15 protein-coding genes, 1 tRNA gene and 1 pseudogene are annotated in these 17,743 nt (G+C 60.9%); 5 read left to right on the top strand and 12 right to left on the bottom strand.

Translation table 11 applies throughout. The features are described 5' to 3' along the window. Window positions 1-38: 38 nt before the first annotated feature. The 3 genes from E3O19_RS16155 to E3O19_RS16145 all read right to left on the bottom strand — a co-directional run bounded on the left by E3O19_RS16155 (window position 39) and on the right by E3O19_RS16145 (window position 2,962). On the bottom strand, window positions 39-425 hold the full coding sequence (locus E3O19_RS16155; RefSeq protein WP_134569310.1) for a hypothetical protein: 387 nt from the start codon (window positions 423-425) through the stop codon (window positions 39-41). 362 nt (window positions 426-787) lie between these two features. Further along, window positions 788-2,464: a protein rep gene (locus E3O19_RS16150; protein ID WP_134569309.1), complete on the bottom strand. Its 1,677-nt coding sequence runs from the start codon at window positions 2,462-2,464 to the stop codon at window positions 788-790. A 285-nt stretch (window positions 2,465-2,749) separates the two neighbouring features. Beyond that, complete coding sequence (locus E3O19_RS16145) at window positions 2,750-2,962, bottom strand: hypothetical protein (RefSeq protein ID WP_134569308.1); 213 nt, start codon at window positions 2,960-2,962, stop codon at window positions 2,750-2,752. Between the two features lie 367 nt (window positions 2,963-3,329). Between E3O19_RS16145 and E3O19_RS16140 the strand changes: the two genes are divergently transcribed. Beyond that, complete coding sequence (locus tag E3O19_RS16140) at window positions 3,330-4,904, top strand: SIR2 family protein (protein WP_134569307.1); 1,575 nt, start codon at window positions 3,330-3,332, stop codon at window positions 4,902-4,904. Between the two features lie 254 nt (window positions 4,905-5,158). Here the strand turns inward: E3O19_RS16140 and E3O19_RS16135 are convergent, their stop codons facing one another. The 5 genes from E3O19_RS16135 to E3O19_RS16115 form a co-directional block, all read right to left on the bottom strand. Further along, window positions 5,159-6,622, bottom strand: coding sequence for a restriction endonuclease subunit S (locus E3O19_RS16135; RefSeq protein ID WP_134569306.1), 1,464 nt, complete (start codon window positions 6,620-6,622; stop codon window positions 5,159-5,161). Further along, window positions 6,619-8,604 (bottom strand): type I restriction-modification system subunit M, encoded by a 1,986-nt coding sequence (locus E3O19_RS16130; protein ID WP_134569305.1) that lies wholly within the window; start codon window positions 8,602-8,604, stop codon window positions 6,619-6,621. Before E3O19_RS16130 ends, E3O19_RS16135 begins: the two co-directional genes overlap by 4 nt. Window positions 8,605-8,792: 188 nt before the next feature. Then, entirely contained in the window at window positions 8,793-9,227 is a 435-nt protein-coding gene (locus E3O19_RS17970) for a hypothetical protein (protein WP_174776952.1), read from the bottom strand. Window positions 9,228-9,349: 122 nt separating this feature from the next. Continuing rightward, window positions 9,350-10,156 (bottom strand): 3-hydroxybutyrate dehydrogenase, encoded by an 807-nt coding sequence (locus E3O19_RS16120; RefSeq protein WP_134569304.1) that lies wholly within the window; start codon window positions 10,154-10,156, stop codon window positions 9,350-9,352. A 64-nt stretch (window positions 10,157-10,220) separates the two neighbouring features. After that, window positions 10,221-11,627: an MFS transporter gene (locus E3O19_RS16115; protein WP_134569303.1), complete on the bottom strand. Its 1,407-nt coding sequence runs from the start codon at window positions 11,625-11,627 to the stop codon at window positions 10,221-10,223. 146 nt (window positions 11,628-11,773) lie between these two features. Here E3O19_RS16115 and E3O19_RS16110 point away from each other — a divergent pair, with 146 nt between their 5' ends. The 4 genes from E3O19_RS16110 (at window position 11,774) to E3O19_RS16095 (ending at window position 14,398) form a co-directional block, all read left to right on the top strand. Next, on the top strand, window positions 11,774-12,703 hold the full coding sequence (locus E3O19_RS16110; RefSeq protein WP_241981441.1) for a LysR family transcriptional regulator: 930 nt from the start codon (window positions 11,774-11,776) through the stop codon (window positions 12,701-12,703). A 66-nt stretch (window positions 12,704-12,769) separates the two neighbouring features. Next, window positions 12,770-12,851 (top strand) — tRNA-Leu (locus tag E3O19_RS16105). A 1-nt stretch (window position 12,852) separates the two neighbouring features. After that, complete coding sequence (locus E3O19_RS16100; protein WP_174776951.1) at window positions 12,853-13,521, top strand: DedA family protein; 669 nt, start codon at window positions 12,853-12,855, stop codon at window positions 13,519-13,521. Window positions 13,522-13,666: 145 nt separating this feature from the next. Beyond that, entirely contained in the window at window positions 13,667-14,398 is a 732-nt protein-coding gene (locus E3O19_RS16095; RefSeq protein ID WP_134569368.1) for a DedA family protein, read from the top strand. Between the two features lie 74 nt (window positions 14,399-14,472). Here the strand turns inward: E3O19_RS16095 and E3O19_RS16090 are convergent. The 4 genes and pseudogenes from E3O19_RS16090 to murI all read right to left on the bottom strand — a co-directional run bounded on the left by E3O19_RS16090 (window position 14,473) and on the right by murI (window position 17,720). After that, window positions 14,473-15,401, bottom strand: a pseudogene (locus E3O19_RS16090) (cation diffusion facilitator family transporter). Window positions 15,402-15,529: 128 nt separating this feature from the next. Continuing rightward, entirely contained in the window at window positions 15,530-16,120 is a 591-nt protein-coding gene (gene rdgB, locus E3O19_RS16085; protein ID WP_134569301.1) for an RdgB/HAM1 family non-canonical purine NTP pyrophosphatase, read from the bottom strand. 2 nt (window positions 16,121-16,122) lie between these two features. Further along, the gene (rph, locus tag E3O19_RS16080) at window positions 16,123-16,857 is read right to left on the bottom strand and encodes a ribonuclease PH (protein ID WP_134569300.1); all 735 of its coding nucleotides are present in this window, start codon (window positions 16,855-16,857) and stop codon (window positions 16,123-16,125) included. After that, the gene (gene murI / locus E3O19_RS16075; protein WP_134569299.1) at window positions 16,854-17,720 is read right to left on the bottom strand and encodes a glutamate racemase; all 867 of its coding nucleotides are present in this window, start codon (window positions 17,718-17,720) and stop codon (window positions 16,854-16,856) included. Before murI ends, rph begins: the two co-directional genes overlap by 4 nt. Between the last annotated feature and the right edge of the window lie 23 nt (window positions 17,721-17,743).

Genomic DNA, 17,743 nt, shown 5'->3' with positions numbered 1-17,743 from the left:
GGGCCTCTCGAAAGAGACCCCGGATTGTTGCCTGCTTGCTACTTCGCTGCCTGCTGGCCGCGCTTGATTGCGTCGCCGATCGCACGCCAGGCGTTGATACCGGTGGACTGCAGGCTTGGTACGTAGACAGTCGTTCGGAGGCCCCAGTCATCTGACGTGCCGGCAAACTTGATCTCACCCTCATCAGGCGTCACGAACACGTCACCAGAGGAGAGGCCGTTGAAGTCAGCCTTGGAGGTCTGGAGAGACACCTCGCCGAGGGTCATTCCTCGGAGTAGGACGGTCGCACGTAGCTGCACGATCTCTACTCCATTGCGCGTCTGCTTCACATCGTCTGAACCGAAGACGGTGAGCTCTCGGACTTCCCCACCTGAGGCAACGATTACAAGATCCTGGGGAGCGACGGGGATAATTTGGTTAGCCATTTTTTTCCATTCGATTCATTATGGTTCGATCATTTATCCTGATCAAAGTCGCTTTCTCGACTAGCTCTTTGTAGCGTCTATCTCGTCAGCCCAGTTAGAAAAGCATTTCGTGATTCACCGAACTGACTCGAGGCACGCTCATCGGCGACTGAGCGCCCGATCTATCGAGAACGCGTATAGCGAAGCTAGAACGCCCCGAAGCGCCTCACGGGGCATCCGCGGGTCACCGAAGCCCCACGAGAGTCGAAGCGTCGGGAGCGATAGCGGAGCGATAGCGTCCGACGCTCCTTAGGCGTTCTGGACTTGGTAATAAGAGACCAGACTTACGCGAGACGCTTCATGGCGCTCAACAGGCACGTGTCCTATGACCGCTTCAGTGTTCGTGCTGTCCTGGTCACCCGGGCCAGTTCTATCTCATCGAGGACACGGCGTTTCTGACGATCAGACTTGTCCGGCTTTGCACGCAGGGGCGTCGACTCGTCAACGAAGCTGAGAGTAATCCCAAGATCTGCTGCCACTCGCTTCGCTTCCCAATCGCTAATTTCGAGAGCTTCCTGTAAGCGAATCTGCGCTGCGTCATCTGTAGCAAGAACCCTGATCCAGTGTGAATTTGATATGAGGGCATGGTCAACGCCGCTGCGATTCTGGAGGACGATTCCCTCGTCGGTGACTTCATCGCCAACGGAATCGAGCGCACGATTCCAAAGCGACTCAGGCTCCGTCAGCGGACGCCTTAGGACGGCCTCAGATTTTCTCTGGGATCTTGTGATCTGCTGGCGCGATTTTTTTGTCGTCAGACGAGAATCGTTCGAGCTTCTGAAACCGGCCACTACGGTCTGAAACTCAAACCATGCGGAATAGGCACCAAGCATCGGGAGTTCATCCATCACTACTTCGTCGCGCTCCCAGACCTCTCCCGTCTCACCCTCCACGAAAATTTGGCGCAGCCCCTCCTGTTCAAGCACCGCTCCAACTTTGCCGGGGTTGTGAAGAATGAATCGATCGCTGCCCTCATACGTCACCATGCAGCGCGGGTCGTTCTTGCGACCAGGGAGATCGAACCAGATACCGTTGCCGCGTCCCTTTTGAACTTCACGGTCGATCATTCCCTGAAGTAGCTGCAGGGGCGTCCTGTTCTTGTGTTGCTCTCCTCGGCCGTGTTTTGAGGTGTTCCCTGAAGAAAGCTCAAATGCCACACCTTCGGGGCTTGAGAGGTAGGCGCTTTTCTTGAAATAGTCACCAATCCGTCCCTTTTTGATTCGCCGTAGATCGGCACCGAGTGGCTTCCCATCGTCGCGATCAAGCTCCGGGGATTCCATGCCCATCTGCGCGAGATTATTCGCCCAGCTCTTGAAGAGACTGGTGCGCATCGCGTCGAGGTCTTCTTTCTCTTCGATGGCGTTGGTCATGAAGAGAAGGACATGGATGTGAACATGCCAGCCTTTTCCACCGATTTTTGGATCTCTATAAGTGATCTCTGTGGCGCAAATAAAGCCCGTCAACCCTAGGGATTTCTTGAATGTCTTCCAGGCTCCACTTTTCTGGACGGCCTCCCAGGCGGATTGTTTCGCGTCCCACAGATCGTCCAGGCGCTCATGGCCGCTGTGCCGCATGGTGAGCGTGAGAAAGAGCACTGGGTAGTCCTTGTCCATCCAGGTCTTTACGATGTTCGTGATTTCTGCTCGCCTATGCGCAGCGACTAGGAGAGCGCAGTGAGGGCATACCCACAAGGATCCACAACGCAGGAGATTGCCGTACGTGACATGGCGGTGAACTTTTCCGTCAGGCCCTGTCTGGAGGCGCATCCTCATAGGAATCTCGCCGTTTAGGTAGTGCTGTCGGGAGATGATCTGGCGGCCACAGACACGGGGTCCACGCTTGACGGCCGTCATACGATTCATGCCCATAGCAATCCCGCGGGAGCGTCTGATCTCCCGTGCGTGAATGATGAAGTCGGGCAAGACTGCAACGGCCGGCTTCGAGACCGTGAACTTCTTCTGGTGGCCCGATTTCTTGGATTTGCGCTGCTTCTTCTTCAATTTAGATCCTTTCCTCTAGGTGCATTTGGGATGTGTCGAACCCCGAGCTCTACGCGCGTAGCGCGACTGTAAGCGCTTCGACGCCCGTCCTCTCTAGAAGTGAGGACTACGAGCCGGGATCTCCTAGCAGCAGGGTGCACTAGTCGTCGCGACGCCGCCGCCGCCAGGATCATGCGACAGCGTCGCAGCCTCGGAAGCGACCGAACGGAAAGACGCACGACAGAAGCGATCTCGCTTAGACCGCGAGTACTCCTTGCCGCGCGTCAAGGCCGGACGGTCTTCGACCTAGTCGTTCTGCTGGGCCTCAAGGTGGTGGATGCGCTCGATGCGGATGACAGCACTCGCGAACACGTCCAGACCGAAGACTTCGACCAGAGCGCGCCCAATTTTGGAATCGTGCGAGATCACATGGTTGCTGTGCTGCTCGATTGCTTGCAGGTCGGGCATGACAAGTCGGTCTGCGACAGCGAGTCTGACCGAGCCAATGGGAACATTCATGAATTACTCCTCTGGAGTCTGATTCCCGCACACCATTGCGGGCCCATACGAATTCTTCGTAGGCGCGAATCTTTTTCTCATGAATGTTTTGTCAACTCGTGAACCACCCCAGGATGGTACGAACCATCCCCCGGCTTTCTGAATATGACAGGATCAGGACCCTGTCGTCAAGCACAGCTGGGGCAGCCGTCGCGGCACTCAGGATATTCACAGATTCGTGCGTGGAGGCCCGGCGGGACACTGCATCGGCTGCAAGCTGTCCTCGCTCGATTTTGATGGTGATGGCTTCCTTGCGGGCGTACTTCGCAAAAGCTGAACCCGACGATTCCTCCACGGATCCTGCTTTTTCGCATGCCACGATTGGGGCATGACATTCAGCGAGGAACTGGCCGGCCACTTGGGCAAATTCTCGACAGCGCCGTTCCTATTCATCGGGAGTGGATTCTCGCGGCGCTTCGTCGGAAGCGAGGACTGGAACGGCCTGCTTGGCGTGTTCGCAGACAAGACCCAAAGCTCGATCGCACGCTACTCGGCAAGCGCGAACGGTGACCCGGCTGCCATCGCCAGTCTGATCGCGGAAGACTTCCACGAAATCTGGTGGGACGACGCGCAATACGCGCCGAGTAGAGCCAAGTACCCCAACCCCAAGACTCGGGAGTCAGCTCTCAAGATTGAGGTTGCAGAGCATTTCTCAAAGGCCGTGGACAGACTACCCACGGACGGACCGCAGGCGTTGGAGCTCGGCGCTCTGAAGGCTGCAGTCTTGGAGGGGGTCATTACAACGAACTATGACTCCGTCCTGGAATCGGTTTTTCCAGATTTCGAGGTCTTCGTAGGCCAGGACGAACTTCTGTTCAGAAACCCGCAGGGAGTTGCGGAGATCTACAAGATCCACGGGAGTTGTGAGGCGCCAGAGTCGTTGGTGCTCACGACGGCCGACTACGACCGGTTCCGAGCGAGGAACCCCTATTTGGCGGCCAAGCTCCTGACTGTCTTCGTGGAACATCCCATCATCTTCATTGGCTACTCGCTCAACGACAGCAACATTCGTGAAATTCTCGTGAGCATTGCGACGGTCCTGACCACAGACAACTTGGATGAGTTGAGGGACAGGCTCATTTTCGTGCAGTGGGATCCGAGCGTTTCGAAGGCGACTCTCACAACGGGGACGTTCGCAGCTGACGGTATGCCGATTCCCCTTCAGATAGTCACTGTCCCTGATTACATGGAGCTCTTCACAGTCTTGGGGCAACTGAAGAGACGCTTTCCGGCGCGAATCCTGCGTCATCTGAAGGAGCACGTCTACAACTTGGTCTTGACCAGTGAGACAACCAACACCGTATACGTGTCGAACCTGAGCGGTGATGAAGACGCCTCCTCGGTCGACGTCGTGATCGGGGTAGGCGCAATCCAGCAGTTCTCCACACAGGGCATTGTGGGTCTAACCCGACAGGACATTGCTCTCGATGTCCTAACTCCGAGCTTGAACGAGAAGGACTTCGGGTTGATCGTTGACCGTGTCTTGCCTCGGATGCTTGGCGGCGGGAGAAATCACACCCCGATCTTCAGATTCTTGAGAGGAGCGGGCCGGCTGACCGACGCGGGAGAGATCATCGACCCCGACACTATCGACGCGTCCATCAAGGTCCGAGCAAGTTTGGGGCTGGATGCGTGGCGACCATCTACCGGATACTTCGAGACGAAAGCCAAACGTTTGGTGGCCGAACACAAGACGATCGAGAAGCTCATCGAAGTGTGCAACTTGGATGATGTGCTCTATGCGATCCCGTCCCTGGCACCGGAGAATGTCAACCAGCTGGTGCTTCACGACTTCTTGCTTGAAAAGTCCGCGCTCCTGGACAATGGCTCGGTTTCAGAGTCGACACAGTGGTCAAAGTCCGTGTGTTTCTATGACTACCTCGTGAACCGCACACGGCCGTAATTCAAAGGAGCGCGACCAACGGAGCAAAGTCGGGCTCATCATTGGGAAGGACCCGATCAAGATTGCACGATCACCCAAATAGATGACTGCTCTGATCGATCCGCGAATAATCAGAGTACGAATACTTAGGAACCTGCCGGCCAGGCGATTGCCCACCCGGCCGGGAACAGCTTGTCGCTTTGATCGCGAGGGCCACGGGGCAGCGAGTCTCTGGGCCGTCACCTGGTCTTGAGAGCCGTGCCCGCTCTGCGCGGTTACGCCGGAACCGTGGCGTCGCAGTGCTGCGCCGCGTACTCCGTCTGGAGGAATTCAACTGCAGTCGCCTCATCGGTTTCGATGGCGCATTCAACTGTCTGTCTCGCGAGCGTCAGCAGGTTAGCACTCAGCGTTTTCGCTTGGCGATTTCTGCGGATGAGATCGCGCAACTGCAGCTGAGTGTCAGAGTCCAGGCGGGGCAGGATGACTCCCCTGAACTCTGGCAGGGTCATAGCCGCAAGAATCGTTCCAGAGCAGGCCTGCTTGAGCATTGACTGAACAAGCGGTGACTTCACCAGCACCAAAAGCGCCTCTGGGCTCAGCGTCTTGTGGCGAATAATGTAGAACCCGGTTGAACAAAGTGCACCGTCGTAGTCGTCGCCCACCATGGCACAGCTTCCAAGCGACCCTTCCACTGACGACACGAGCACATCACCAGATCTCACTCGTCGCCGTGCCCGAGTCGGGAGGTCAGAGCCAAGTGCATCCGTGTGGCCGATGATACTTCCGGTGCTGTCAATGTTTGACAACTCGATGTAGCGATAGCTCACCGTTGGAATCGGGACAAAGCCTTCCTCTGAGACTTCGCATGCATCGGTCAGAAGATCGACTCCGAGTGGCGAGGCACGTAGCTGAGCTTCGATTCCTTCGTACCGTGGCTGGTAGTACTCCGCGTCAATGCGTCCGTTCAGGCCGAATGAGGACGAAAATCCGACGACGTTGACCGACGGTATTTCGCCGTCTGTCCACGTGCCCTGAATTACGCTTGCCAGGAGCAAGCTGGCCTCGTCATAGACCGCCCTTGCCTCAAGTAGGGCTGCTACCGCTTCATCGAAAAGCGCCCGTATTTTGCTTTGTGTGTCGAGATGAAGAAGGGGAATGGGAATCGCTTTGACTTCTTCAGGATTCACATTGGTTTGGTTGATCGACGGACGAGATCGTCTGCGGATGTCGGCTACACCGAACCTCGAGCTCAGGAACGCCGCAAGATACTCGGGCAGAAGCTTTGCCGCGTCAGGGACGAAACGAACCAGATAGGACGCAAAGACGAAGGCTTCGTCACCTGTGGAGCGATAGACACCAGTTCGCCCGACCCATTCATAGGAATTCGTCCGGTTGAACAGGACGTCGCGGTCGTTGAGCGTGTGTCGCTCAACTTCACTGTCTGAAAGCTGAGCGCACTTTCCGACTTCGAAATCACAAATCATGTTGTGAATTTCGTCCATGCGATATATCGGCGAGCCCTCACCTGATTCATTCATGGCCATCGAAACGCCGTATTGAGAGACCAGGAGACAGTCCCCGATTGGCGAGTATGTCAGCTTGGGATTCCTCTGAGGAGACTGTGTCCAGAATTCACTGTCGATTCGAAAATCCTTGTTGGCGGCTGTCTCGGCGAACTGCACCGTTGCCGTTGCCAGTGCATTCGGTTTGCCCGGTACGCCTTTCGACGGGGAGCTCATGACGCAAAGCTCAATTCCTGATCCTTCGCGAAGACGGCGAACGCTTCAGCGATTCCGTCTTGGGTGAGTCCTCCGTGATTGTAGAGGTCGTGCTTGACGATGAGGTGCTCGTGCTCATCCAGCACGGGTGATCCATCGGCATTTGTTACGTAGATCTTCTCGCCTGAGTTGTCCTTGCTCGGTTCAAGCATGGTCGCGAAGAAGATGGGGTAGTCCTCAACGCGTGGGCATGAAGTATCGTCCCATTTCTGCAGGAACAGAACGCTGGTCTTCGTACCGGTGTGAGGTTTAAACGTGTTCGCGTGCAGTCCAACAACGGCGAGGATTCGCCCATGTTCGGCAATGAAATCACGGATATGTCGATCTGTTCCATTGTTGAAGATTCCTTGGGGCAGAACAATAGCCATTCGGCCACCCGGCTTGAGGAAGTTCATATTCCGCTCAATGAACAGAACGTCGCGACTCACCGCAGTCTTGTACTTGCCGTTGGGCTTTTTGCCTAGCTCGTATTTCGCGAGAACGCGCGATTCCTTGATGTCTCCTGCAAAGGGAGGGTTGGCCATCAGGATGTCAAAATTGAAATCTCGATTCTGCCCTCTTGAGCTACGCAGTTTTCTAAGCCGTTTCCAGCCGGCGGAGTAGACGTCGCTCCAAGCTTCATCCGCGGTTCTCTCGTCCCATCTTTCGAAATCGAGGGTATTGAGGTGAAGAACGTTCGTTTGACCGTCCCCCGCGATCAGGTTGAGGGTTCGACCGACTCGAACCACTTTCTCGTCGAAGTCAATGGCGAACACTTTCTCTTCGACGTAGTCTTCGCAGCGCGCAGGCTTCGCGTCAGATGTGAACAGGTGCCCCTTCTTGAGACCCTCATCTTCCAGGATCTTGTCCCACACATGGAAGATGCTGTGGACGGGGAAGCCGCAGCTACCGGCCGCGGTATCAATGAGGGTCTCGGACTCCTTCGGATCCAGCATCTTGACGCACATGTCAATGACATATCGCGGAGTGAAGTACTGGCCTTTCTCTCCCTTGCTGGACTTGCTGACAAGGTATTCAAAGGCTTCATCAACGACGTCCAAGTTTGAATTGAACAGTTTGACGCCCTCCAGGGAGGACAGGCAAACGGCGAGGTGACTAGGCGAAAGCAGGATCTTCGAGTCGTCGGTGAAAATGCCTTCCCATCTTCCCCGAGCCTTCTCGAAGAGGAGCTGGATCTTGGCCTTGAGCTCAGTGTCGGTGTCACCGTAGTTCTTGAACACCAAGTGACGGGCATGATCTCGCCCGCCCTCCATCTCGTCGTACAGCTTCGTGAAAATGAGCTTGAAGACCTCCTCAAAGACGTCCACTCCGGCGTTGGCAAGAACCTCGTCTTCCATCTCGAGGATCAAAGCCTTCAGCGACTTGCGTTCATTCACCAACTTGTCCTTGACGATCAAATCCTGAATGGTCCAGCGCTCTGTGAGAATGTCGGACAGTTTTTCCGCTGCTGTGGGCAGTGCCGACAGGTCCTCGAAGTAATTCGGGTCCTTACGGTGATACAGCGAGTATGAATCCCCGTTGGTCCAAACACCGATCGGGGCGCCGGTCGCGTTGCAGTAGCTTCGGAGCTGTTCTTTTCCGTCCTTGAGCTTTGGCTTCTTCACTTCGACCATGATGTAAGGCGCCGTTGGGTTGTCCTTGTCGAAGACACAAATATCTGCGCGCTTTTTCTCAAGACCGAATGTAACCGAGTACTCGAATTCAATTCGAGCGACGGGGTACCCAAGATCGCGAGTCAGGTATTCGGCGTAGAGCTGCCTAACCGCTTCCTCCGGAGTCAGCTGAATTTCTTTCTGTCGGATGTGGCAGACCACGAAAGGAACGAGCTTTCCACGGCGCTCTCGGACTGTAATCCGAGCCTCAAGCGCCAAAACGTGCTCTTCTTTGAACTGGATGAGCTTGTATGCCGAGTCTTTGAGTAGGGCATCAAGAATCGGCGTCATAGAGTCTCCTGTTTGTAGATCGATACCGCGGCGACCTCTGACTTTTCACGGAAGTCGCGCACATTCCGGACGTCGGGTAGACGAATACACGGACACCCTGACCCTACTTGGCTGCCGAGACCAAACCGTCTCCCTAGACCCGGAGAGTCCATTCCCGCGATAACTTCGCGCTGTCCAGGGCGTCTGAATCAGTGTGAAATTAACCTGTAGTTCGTATCGACGAACGGGGATGACAGGTCGACCCGGCGGCCGGATGCCTGCAGCATCCGTTCGACCAGGTCCCGCACCTCCCGTTCGGAAAGCACCATGTCGGTCAGTTCCGGAACCCCGTTGCGAGCCACGAATACCCTTGACGGCGCGTTGATCCAGATCTCCTCGATGCCCGGGTCGTCGAGGAACGGTTGCAGGGCCCCGAAACCGGTCAGGGACGCCACCACCTCCCTGGCCGCCTGGCGCTCGTCGGGGATGAGCGGAAGGGAAGAACCGAGGGCCCGCTCGCTGTAGCGCTGCAACTCGTCGTGCACGTACTTCTCGGCCAGCAGCAGGTCGGTCGAGAGATCGACGCCGTCACGGCGCACCCGAGACCGGACCTGCTCGGTGATGATGCGCACGGCCTCGCTCATCCCTGAATGATGGTGCACCGGGGCGTTGCACCGGAGAACTTATCCACAGCCGACTCAGCTGACCTCGTTCGATTGCGGAAAAAACACCCTCGCCACGATGGCGAGGGTGTTTTCTGCGTAACTCAGCGGGCGGACCAGCCACCGTCCATCCCGTAGCTGGAGCCCGTGACCATGGCAGCGTCGGCCGACGCCAACCAGGCCACCAGCGACCCGACCTCCTCCGGCTCGACCAGCCGCTTGATGGCACTGTCCGTCAGCATGATCCGGCCGAGCACCTCCGCCTCCGGGATGCCGTGCACGAGCGCCTGGTCTTTGATCTGCTTCTCGACCAGGGGCGTGCGCACATAGCCGGGGCTGACGCAGTTGCTGGTCACCCCCTGTTCCCCTCCCTCGAGGGCGGTCACCTTGGAGAGGCCCTCCAGTCCGTGCTTGGCGGCAACATAGGCCGCCTTGAACGGGGAGGCCCGGATGCCGTGCACCGACGTGACATTGATGATTCGTCCGAAACCGCGCTCGTACATCTGCGGCAGCGCCGCCCGGATCAGCAGGAAGGGAACCTCCAGCATGAGCGTGATGATGCGGCGGAAGTCCTCCGGCGCGAAGTCCTGGATTGGGCTGATCGTCTGGATTCCCGCGTTGTTGACCAGGATGTCAACGCCGTCGAACCGCTGAGCCAGCTCGGACTCGGTCAGCGCGGCCGGGTCCAGCAGGTTCACCGCCCAGCTCGACCCGCCGACCTCAGCGGCGAGCGCCGCCGCCCCGGCCTGGTCGATGTCGGCCACTACGACGTGGGCACCTCGGGCCGCGAGCGCTCGGACCGTGGCCGCGCCGATTCCGCTCGCTCCCCCCGTGACGAGGGCTCGCCGGCCCTGGAGGGGCCCGGTCCAGCCCCCGTCCTTGGGTGAAACAACCTCTGGTGCTGCTGTCATCGAGTGATCCTTCATGGTGCGGGCTGGCGTGGGCGTGCGGGGCAAGGTCACTCGGCAGTCAGTGTCAGCCGACGACCCGGGTCGGCTCCAAGCCATGCTTACGGGCATCCTCGGCGTCGACCTCGCGCAGCGAGATCCCCCTGGTCTCCTTGAGCGTGACCACGGCCACGACGGTGATCGAGCAGGCGATCACCAGGTAGAACGCCACCGGCAGCCAGGACTTGTACTGCTGAAGCAGCGCCGTCGCGATGATCGGCGCCATCGAGCCGGCGAGGATCGACGTGACCTGGTAGCCGAGGGACACCCCGGAGTAACGCATCCGGGTCGGGAACATCTCGGCCATGATCGCGGGCTGCCCGGCGTACATCAGCGCATGGAAACACAGACCGATGGTGATGGCCGCCACGATGACGACCGGGTTCAGCGTGTCGAACATCGGGAAGGCGAAGAAGGCCCAGGTCGATCCGAGCACGGCACCGGCGAGATAGACCGGTTTTCGTCCGAACCGGTCGGAGAGCCGACCGACCTGCGGGATCACGAGGAAGTGGACGACGTGGGCGAGCAACAGGGCGAGCAGAAGCTGGCTCGTGTTGTACTGGTGTGCCGTGACCAGGTAAACGATCGAGAAGCTGACGATCGTGTAATACAGGATGTTCTCGGCGAAGCGCAGGCCCATGGCCCCCAGGATCCCCTTTGGGTACTTGCGCACCACCTCCATCACGCCGTAGCTGATCGCCTTCTCCGCCTCGACCTGCGCGCGGGCTTCGAGGAAGATCGGCGCCTCGCTGACATGGGTGCGGATGTAGTAGCCGATCACCACAATGATCGCGGAGAGCCAGAAGGCCACCCGCCAGCCCCAGCCGAGGAACTGCTCGGCGGGAAGGATCCAGGACATGGTCAGCAGCACGAGGGTGGCGAGCAGATTACCGACCGGCACGGCCGCCTGAGGCCAGCTCGACCAGAATCCGCGAGTCCTGTTCGGGCTGTGCTCGGCCACGAGCAGCACGGCGCCGCCCCATTCGCCGCCGACCGCGAACCCCTGGATGAAGCGCAGGATGACGAGCAGCGCGGGGGCCCAATAGCCGATGTTGTTGTAGCCCGGGAGGCAGCCCATCAGGAACGTCGCCGCGCCGACCAGGATGATCGTGACCTGAAGGGTGTGCTTTCGGCCGAGGCGGTCACCGATCTGGCCGAAGACGATGCCGCCCAGCGGGCGGGCGATGAAACCCACGGCGTAGGTGAGGAATGCGGCGATGATGCCGTCAAGTTCGCTGCCCGCATTGGGGAAGAAGAACTTGCCGAAAACAAGGCTTGCCGCCGTGGCGTAGAGGAAGAACTCGTACCATTCCACGATCGTGCCGACCATCGACGCCGCGACGATCTTGCGTAGCCCCGACTTCTCTTCCGGACTGTCCTGACTGGACCCGCTCGTTCCTGGTATCCCGACTCCGAGGCGTTGATTGACGCTCATGTCTGTCTCCTTCGGTGTCGTCGCTGACACTTGGTGGTGGATTGCCTGGGCTCGAGTTCCGCCCAACCCGGCTCCACTGAGTATCCCCGGAGACCTTTTGTGCATCAATAGCCACTTCTCCACACGGCATGTGCATAATTGCAGATATGACCCTCGCCTCGCCGCCGTCACGGTCACCCAATCCCGACGACCTACTGGTCTTGCTCGCGGTCGCCCGCACCGGCCGATTCACCGCGGCCGCTGACAGCCTCAGGTTGAACCACACCACTGTCGCCCGTCGGATCACCGCTCTGGAGAAGGCCCTCGACGGCCGCGTGCTCTCCCGAACCGTGGGCGGTTGGGAGCTGACGGAACTGGGCAAACGGGCCTTCGACGCGGCCGAGAACGTCGAAGCGTCCGTGGCTGTGCTGAACGGGGCGGCCGGACAGCCCGGCCACTTGTCCGGTGTTGTGCGCATGTCCGCGACCGACGGCTTCAGCGCCTACATCGCCGCCCCGGCCGTCGTCGCACTGCAGCGTACCCACCCGAACCTCAGGGTGGAAATAGTCACGGTGACCCGGCGCGCCCTCCAGCACCGCTCCGGCCTCGACATCGAGGTGGTGGTCGGCGAACCACAGGTACACCGGGCCGAAGCGGTGCGGCTCGGCCACTACCGGCTCGGAATGTACGCGTCCCGCGCCTATCTCGCCGAGAAGGGAACACCGGGGAGCGTGGCCGAGCTCACGCAGCATCCGCTGGTCTATTTCGTCGATTCGATGCTGCTGGTCGACGATTTGGATGCCCCGCGCCGGCTGGTCCCGTCGATGCGCGCCTCGCTCAGCTCGACCAACGTCTTCGTGCACGTGGAGGCGACCCGGGCCGGCGCCGGCATCGGCTTCCTGCCATGCTTCATGGCCGACCAGCATCCCGACCTGGTGCGACTGCTCCCCGCCCAGTTCAACGAGCAATTGCAGTACTGGATGGTGCTCCGCCCCGAGTCCCTGCATCAACCGGCCGTAGCAACCCTGGTCGCGGCGCTGCGGCACCAGGTCGACTCCTTCCGGCAGGCCCTGCACGGCCGCCCATCGCCCGTCTGACCGGTCCTCCGACAGCAGACCGGCCCGGACGGCCGCCGGCGCACGAACTACACTGGAACCGCAGTCGCGGGAGTGGTGAAATTGGCAGACACGCAGGATTTAGGTTCCTGTGCTTTCGAGCGTGGGGGTTCAAGTCCCCTCTCCCGCACATGAACAATGCGTCAGTGCTGGACGGTCAGTTGAGTGATCTGCTCGCGGATACCGGGGCGATCGTCTTCTACTTGCTTGTCTGGGCCCTGGTTTTCGCGGGCACTGCGGTCTTTCTCGGCGTCTTCATTCCCTTCATCACCGGGGATTCCCTGCTCTTCGGCTCTGGCCTGGTCGCGGCCTCGACCACGAATCTCAACATCGTCGTGCTTGCAGTCGGCACCGGGCTCGCGGCGTTCCTCGGCGACCAGGTCGGATTCCTTGTCGGGCGCCATTTCGGCCGTTCCTACCTCGACCGGCACGGCGGGCGGCGCACCAGGGTTGCGATATCCAGGACCGAACATTTCTACCGCTCCTTCGGCTGGTGGTCCGTGGTGATCGCCCGATTCATGCCCTGGGCGCGGGTCTTCGTGCCGGTGATCGCCGGGGTCGGCCGGATGAACTACTACAAGTTCCTCAGCAGCAATCTGGTGGGCGCGATCGCCTGGGGCGTCGGACTCACCCTCACCGGCTATTTCGCCGCGGCCATCCCAGGCGTCAGGAGCGCGGCCTATCTCATTGCCGGGCTGTTCATCGCGGCGTCGATCGTGTTCGGCGTGCGCACCTGGCGTGCCGAACGCGCACCCCTCTCCGCCCCGGCACAAGTGGATGACGTCGCCCCCGAAGTCTGATGTTCATTGACCGGCGCACACGGGATTCTCAAGTAATCTCGGGATAGCCTGTATCACAGCATCCACGATCACCGCCGCCCGGCCGTTGTGGCCACCGACTGGAGACTCATTCGTGATTCACACCGCCCTGTTTCACACCGCGTCGATTCATGCGGCCCTCATCCCGTGGCTTGACCCGAAGTATCTGATCGACGGGTTCGGTGCATGGGCGCTGCTCGGCGTCTGCGCGATCATCTTCGCCGAGACCGGGCTCCTGGTCGGTTTCCTCTTCCCCGGCGACACCCTGCTCGTCATCACCGGTATCCTGACCTTCAGCGGAGCCATCAAGATCGATATCTGGTGGGTGGCCCTGGCCATCGGCTTCGCCGCGTTCCTCGGCGGGGAATGCGGCTACCTGATCGGCCGCACGTTCGGGCCGCGCGTCTTCGAGCGCAAGGAATCAGGGTTGTTCAGCGTCAAGAACGTTGAGCGCACGAATGCGTTCTTCGAACGGTTCGGCGGATTCGCCGTCATCGTCGCCCGATTTGTCCCGATCGTGCGCACATTCGCGCCCGTCGCCGCAGGCGTCGGCCGGATGGACTACCGCCGGTATTCGGTCTACAACCTTGCCGGCGCGCTGCTCTGGGGCGCGGGAGTGACCTACGCCGGCTTCTTCCTCGGCTACATCCCGCCCGTTCGCGACTTCGTCAGCCACTACATCGACCTGATCCTGCTTGGTGCGGTCCTGATCACGCTGATCCCCACCGTGTTCCACTACCTGCAGTCGACCCTGAAGGCCCGCCGCGCCGCGCGGGCAGGGGCGACGACCGCCACCGGAAGCCTCGTGCTCGACCCTGACGTTTTCAACGGCCACCACGAGCACAAGCACGACGCCTGACTTCCGCACCACCGTCCCGTCCACGCACCACTTGCTGTGGCATGATCGGCCCGAGCGACGACCGGAGCGCCGACTCAGAGGTGAGGGTAATCCTCGTGCGCGGCATGCTCCGCCGGTTCCAACTGGAACGTCGAGTGATCGACGTCGAAGTGCTCGGTGAGACAGGCGGACAGGACATCGAGCAGCTCCCCCGATCCTTCCGACCGGAGCACCGCAGGTTCCACCACCACGTGGGCGCTGAAGACGTGCGCGCCGGACGTGATCGCCCAGACGTGCACATCGTGCACGGCGACCATTCCGGCCGTCTCCAGCAGGTGTCGCCTGATCTCCGTGACGTCCGTGTCGATGGGGACTGAGTCGCTGAGCACCCGCACGACGTCGCGGAGGAGCACGAAAGCCCGAGGACCGATCATCGCCGCGATCATCAGGGACGCGATCGCATCTGCCTGGGCGAAGCCCGTGAGCAGGATGACCGCGGCCGCCACGATGACCGCCACCGAGCCGAGGGCATCCCCGAGCACCTCGAGATAGGCCCCGCGCATGTTGATCGAGCCTGTCGCTGCCGGACGCAGGAGCAGCAGCCCGGCGATGTTCGCGACGAGGCCGATCGCTGCCACGACCAGCATCGCATCGCCTGCACCTCGCTGGGCGACGAGCTGACCAGCCGGGCCAGGGCCACGACCACGACCACGACCACGACCACGACGGAGATCGCCACGGCCACGAGGATCAATCCGTTGATCAGCGCACCGAAGACCTCGGCCCGCTGGTAGCCGAGGGTCTGCCGGTCGGTGGCCGGCCTGGCGGCCACAAGCGTCGCGACGAGAGCGATGACCAGGCCGGCAAGGTCGGAGAACATGTGGCCGGCGTCCGCCAGCAGGGCGAGGGAACCGATGAGAACGGCTCCGATGATCTCGACGACGAGCACAACGGCGACGATGCCGATAGCCACCGTGAGGCGCACGCGGTTGGTCTGCGAGGTGTGCGCGTGATCGTGGCCCATGCGTCAAAGGTAGATCGCACACCAGAGGGTAGCCAGTTGACCCGCCAGTTGGGAATGAGTGCCATTCTCGGCACCGGCGGAACAGCCCTCCCGCGGCCGGTGTGCAGCCGCAGTGGCGCGGCCGGCGGTCAACCGACCAGCAGTTCCCGAATCACCGGAACCAACTGTTCGAAGGCCCTGGCCCGGTGGCTTTGCTCGTTCTTCACGTTCGGCGTGAGCTCGGCGGCCGAGATCGCATAGCCGTCGGGAAGGAAGATCGGGTCGTAACCGAAGCCTTGCTCCCCTGAAGGCTCAGGCAGGATCTGGCCCGGCCATTCCGCGGTGACATGACGTTCGGTGCCATCCGGAAGGGCCAGCGCTGCGACGCAGGCGAAGTGCGCACCCCGGTGGTCGTCGGGCACGTCGGCAAGCTGCCAGAGCAGCAACCTCAGGTTCGCGTCCGCGTCCCTGGCCGGGCCGGCCCACCGCGCCGAGAAGATACCCGGCGAGCCGCCGAGCACGTCGACGCAGATGCCGGAATCGTCGGCAATGGCGGGCAGTCCGGTGTGAGCGACCGCCGCACGCGCCTTGATCAGTGCGTTCTCGACGAAACTGGTGCCGTCTTCCACGGGCTCCGGGCCGTCGTAGGCGAGAACCTCGATGCCGGGAAGCCGCGGAGCGAGGATGCGGCGCAACTCCTCCACCTTGTGGGGGTTGTGGGTGGCGAGGACGACCTGCACGGCTAGCGCCCCAGCGCGTTCTTCTGGAACTCGGTCAGTGTGACCGTGCCGGCCAACGCCAGGTCGAGCAAAGAGTTCAATTCGCTGCGATCGAACGGCGCCCCCTCGGCGGTTCCCTGCACCTCGACGAACAGCCCACGGCCGGTGACGACCACGTTCATATCGGTCTCGGCCCTCGAGTCCTCCGTGTAGGCCAGGTCGAGCATCGGCACGCCGCCGACGATGCCGACGGAGATGGCCGCAACGCTGTCAATCAGCGGCTGCGCCTTCTGGCCGAGGAACTTCTTCTCCCGGCCCCATTCGAGGGCATCTGCCAAGGCGACGTAGGCGCCGGTGATGGCAGCCGTGCGGGTGCCGCCGTCGGCCTGCAACACGTCGCAGTCCAGCACGATCGTGTTCTCACCCAGCGCTTTCATGTCGACGACTGCGCGGAGGCTCCGGCCGACCAGTCGGCTGATCTCGTGGGTGCGGCCGCCGATGCGTCCCTTGACCGACTCGCGGGCCATCCGGTCATTGGTGGACCGAGGCAGCATGGAATACTCCGCGGTGACCCAGCCTGCGCCCTTGCCTGCCATCCACCGCGGGACGCCGTTGGTGAACGAGGCCGTGCAGAGCACCCTCGTGCGGCCGAAGGAGATCAACGCAGAGCCTTCGGCCTGGTCGCTCCAGCCACGCTCGATCGTGACCGGCCGAAGCTCATCTGTCGTTCGTCCGTCGGCGCGCACAATGTCGTTCACGAGGTCTCCTTGGTGGTGTTCGGATGCGATGCCGCGAATTCGACGAGCTCGCTCAGGTTGAAGGTGCCGGTCTCGACGAGGTCGACCCGGGCGATGTCCTGGCCCACCAGGCGGTGCGCGAGGCTGAGGAAGTCCTCGGCACTGCCCCCGGTGGCTTCGTAGCGGTAGGTCGGCGGGCGTTTGTCCGCGCGTTCGGCGCCCTGGCTGACCAGGGCCCGGTAGACGTCGTTGGCAGTTTCAGTGTCGCTGGACACGAGGGTCACGGTGTCGCCCATCACGTAGGAGATGGCGCCGCGCAGGAATGGATAGTGAGTGCAGCCGAGCACCAGGGTGTCGACCCCCGCGGCTTTGAGGGGGGCCAGGTATTCCTCCGCCACCGCGAGGACCTCATCGCCCGTGGTCACCCCGGCTTCGACGAATTCGACGAATCGGGGGCACGCCTGGGTGAAGAGCCGGATGTCGGTGGCTGCGGCGAACGCATCGTCGTAGGCGCGGGACTTGACGGTCCCGATGGTGCCGATCACGCCGACCCGGTTGTTCCTGGTGGTGCCGACCGCGCGTCGCACAGCAGGTTGGATGACCTCGACCACAGGCACGCTGTAACGCTCCCGTGCGTCGCGGAGCACGGCGGCGGATGCGGTGTTACACGCGATCACGAGCATCTTCACGTCCTGGGCGACGAGGTCGTCGAGCACTTGGAGGGCGTAGCGGCGCACATCAGCGATCTTCTTCGGACCGTACGGGGAATGAGCGGTGTCCCCGATATAGAGGATCGATTCGTTGGGCAGCTGATCCTTGATCGCCCGGGCGACAGTCAGGCCGCCTACTCCGGAATCGAAGATTCCAATCGGTGCATCCGTCACGACAGTTGAGCCTAGTCGGAATC

Source organism: Cryobacterium algoritolerans (assembly GCF_004402785.1).
Classification (GTDB): domain Bacteria; phylum Actinomycetota; class Actinomycetes; order Actinomycetales; family Microbacteriaceae; genus Cryobacterium; species Cryobacterium algoritolerans.
Note: the sequence above shows the minus strand (reverse complement) of the source record. Positions and strands in the feature narration are given on the sequence as shown.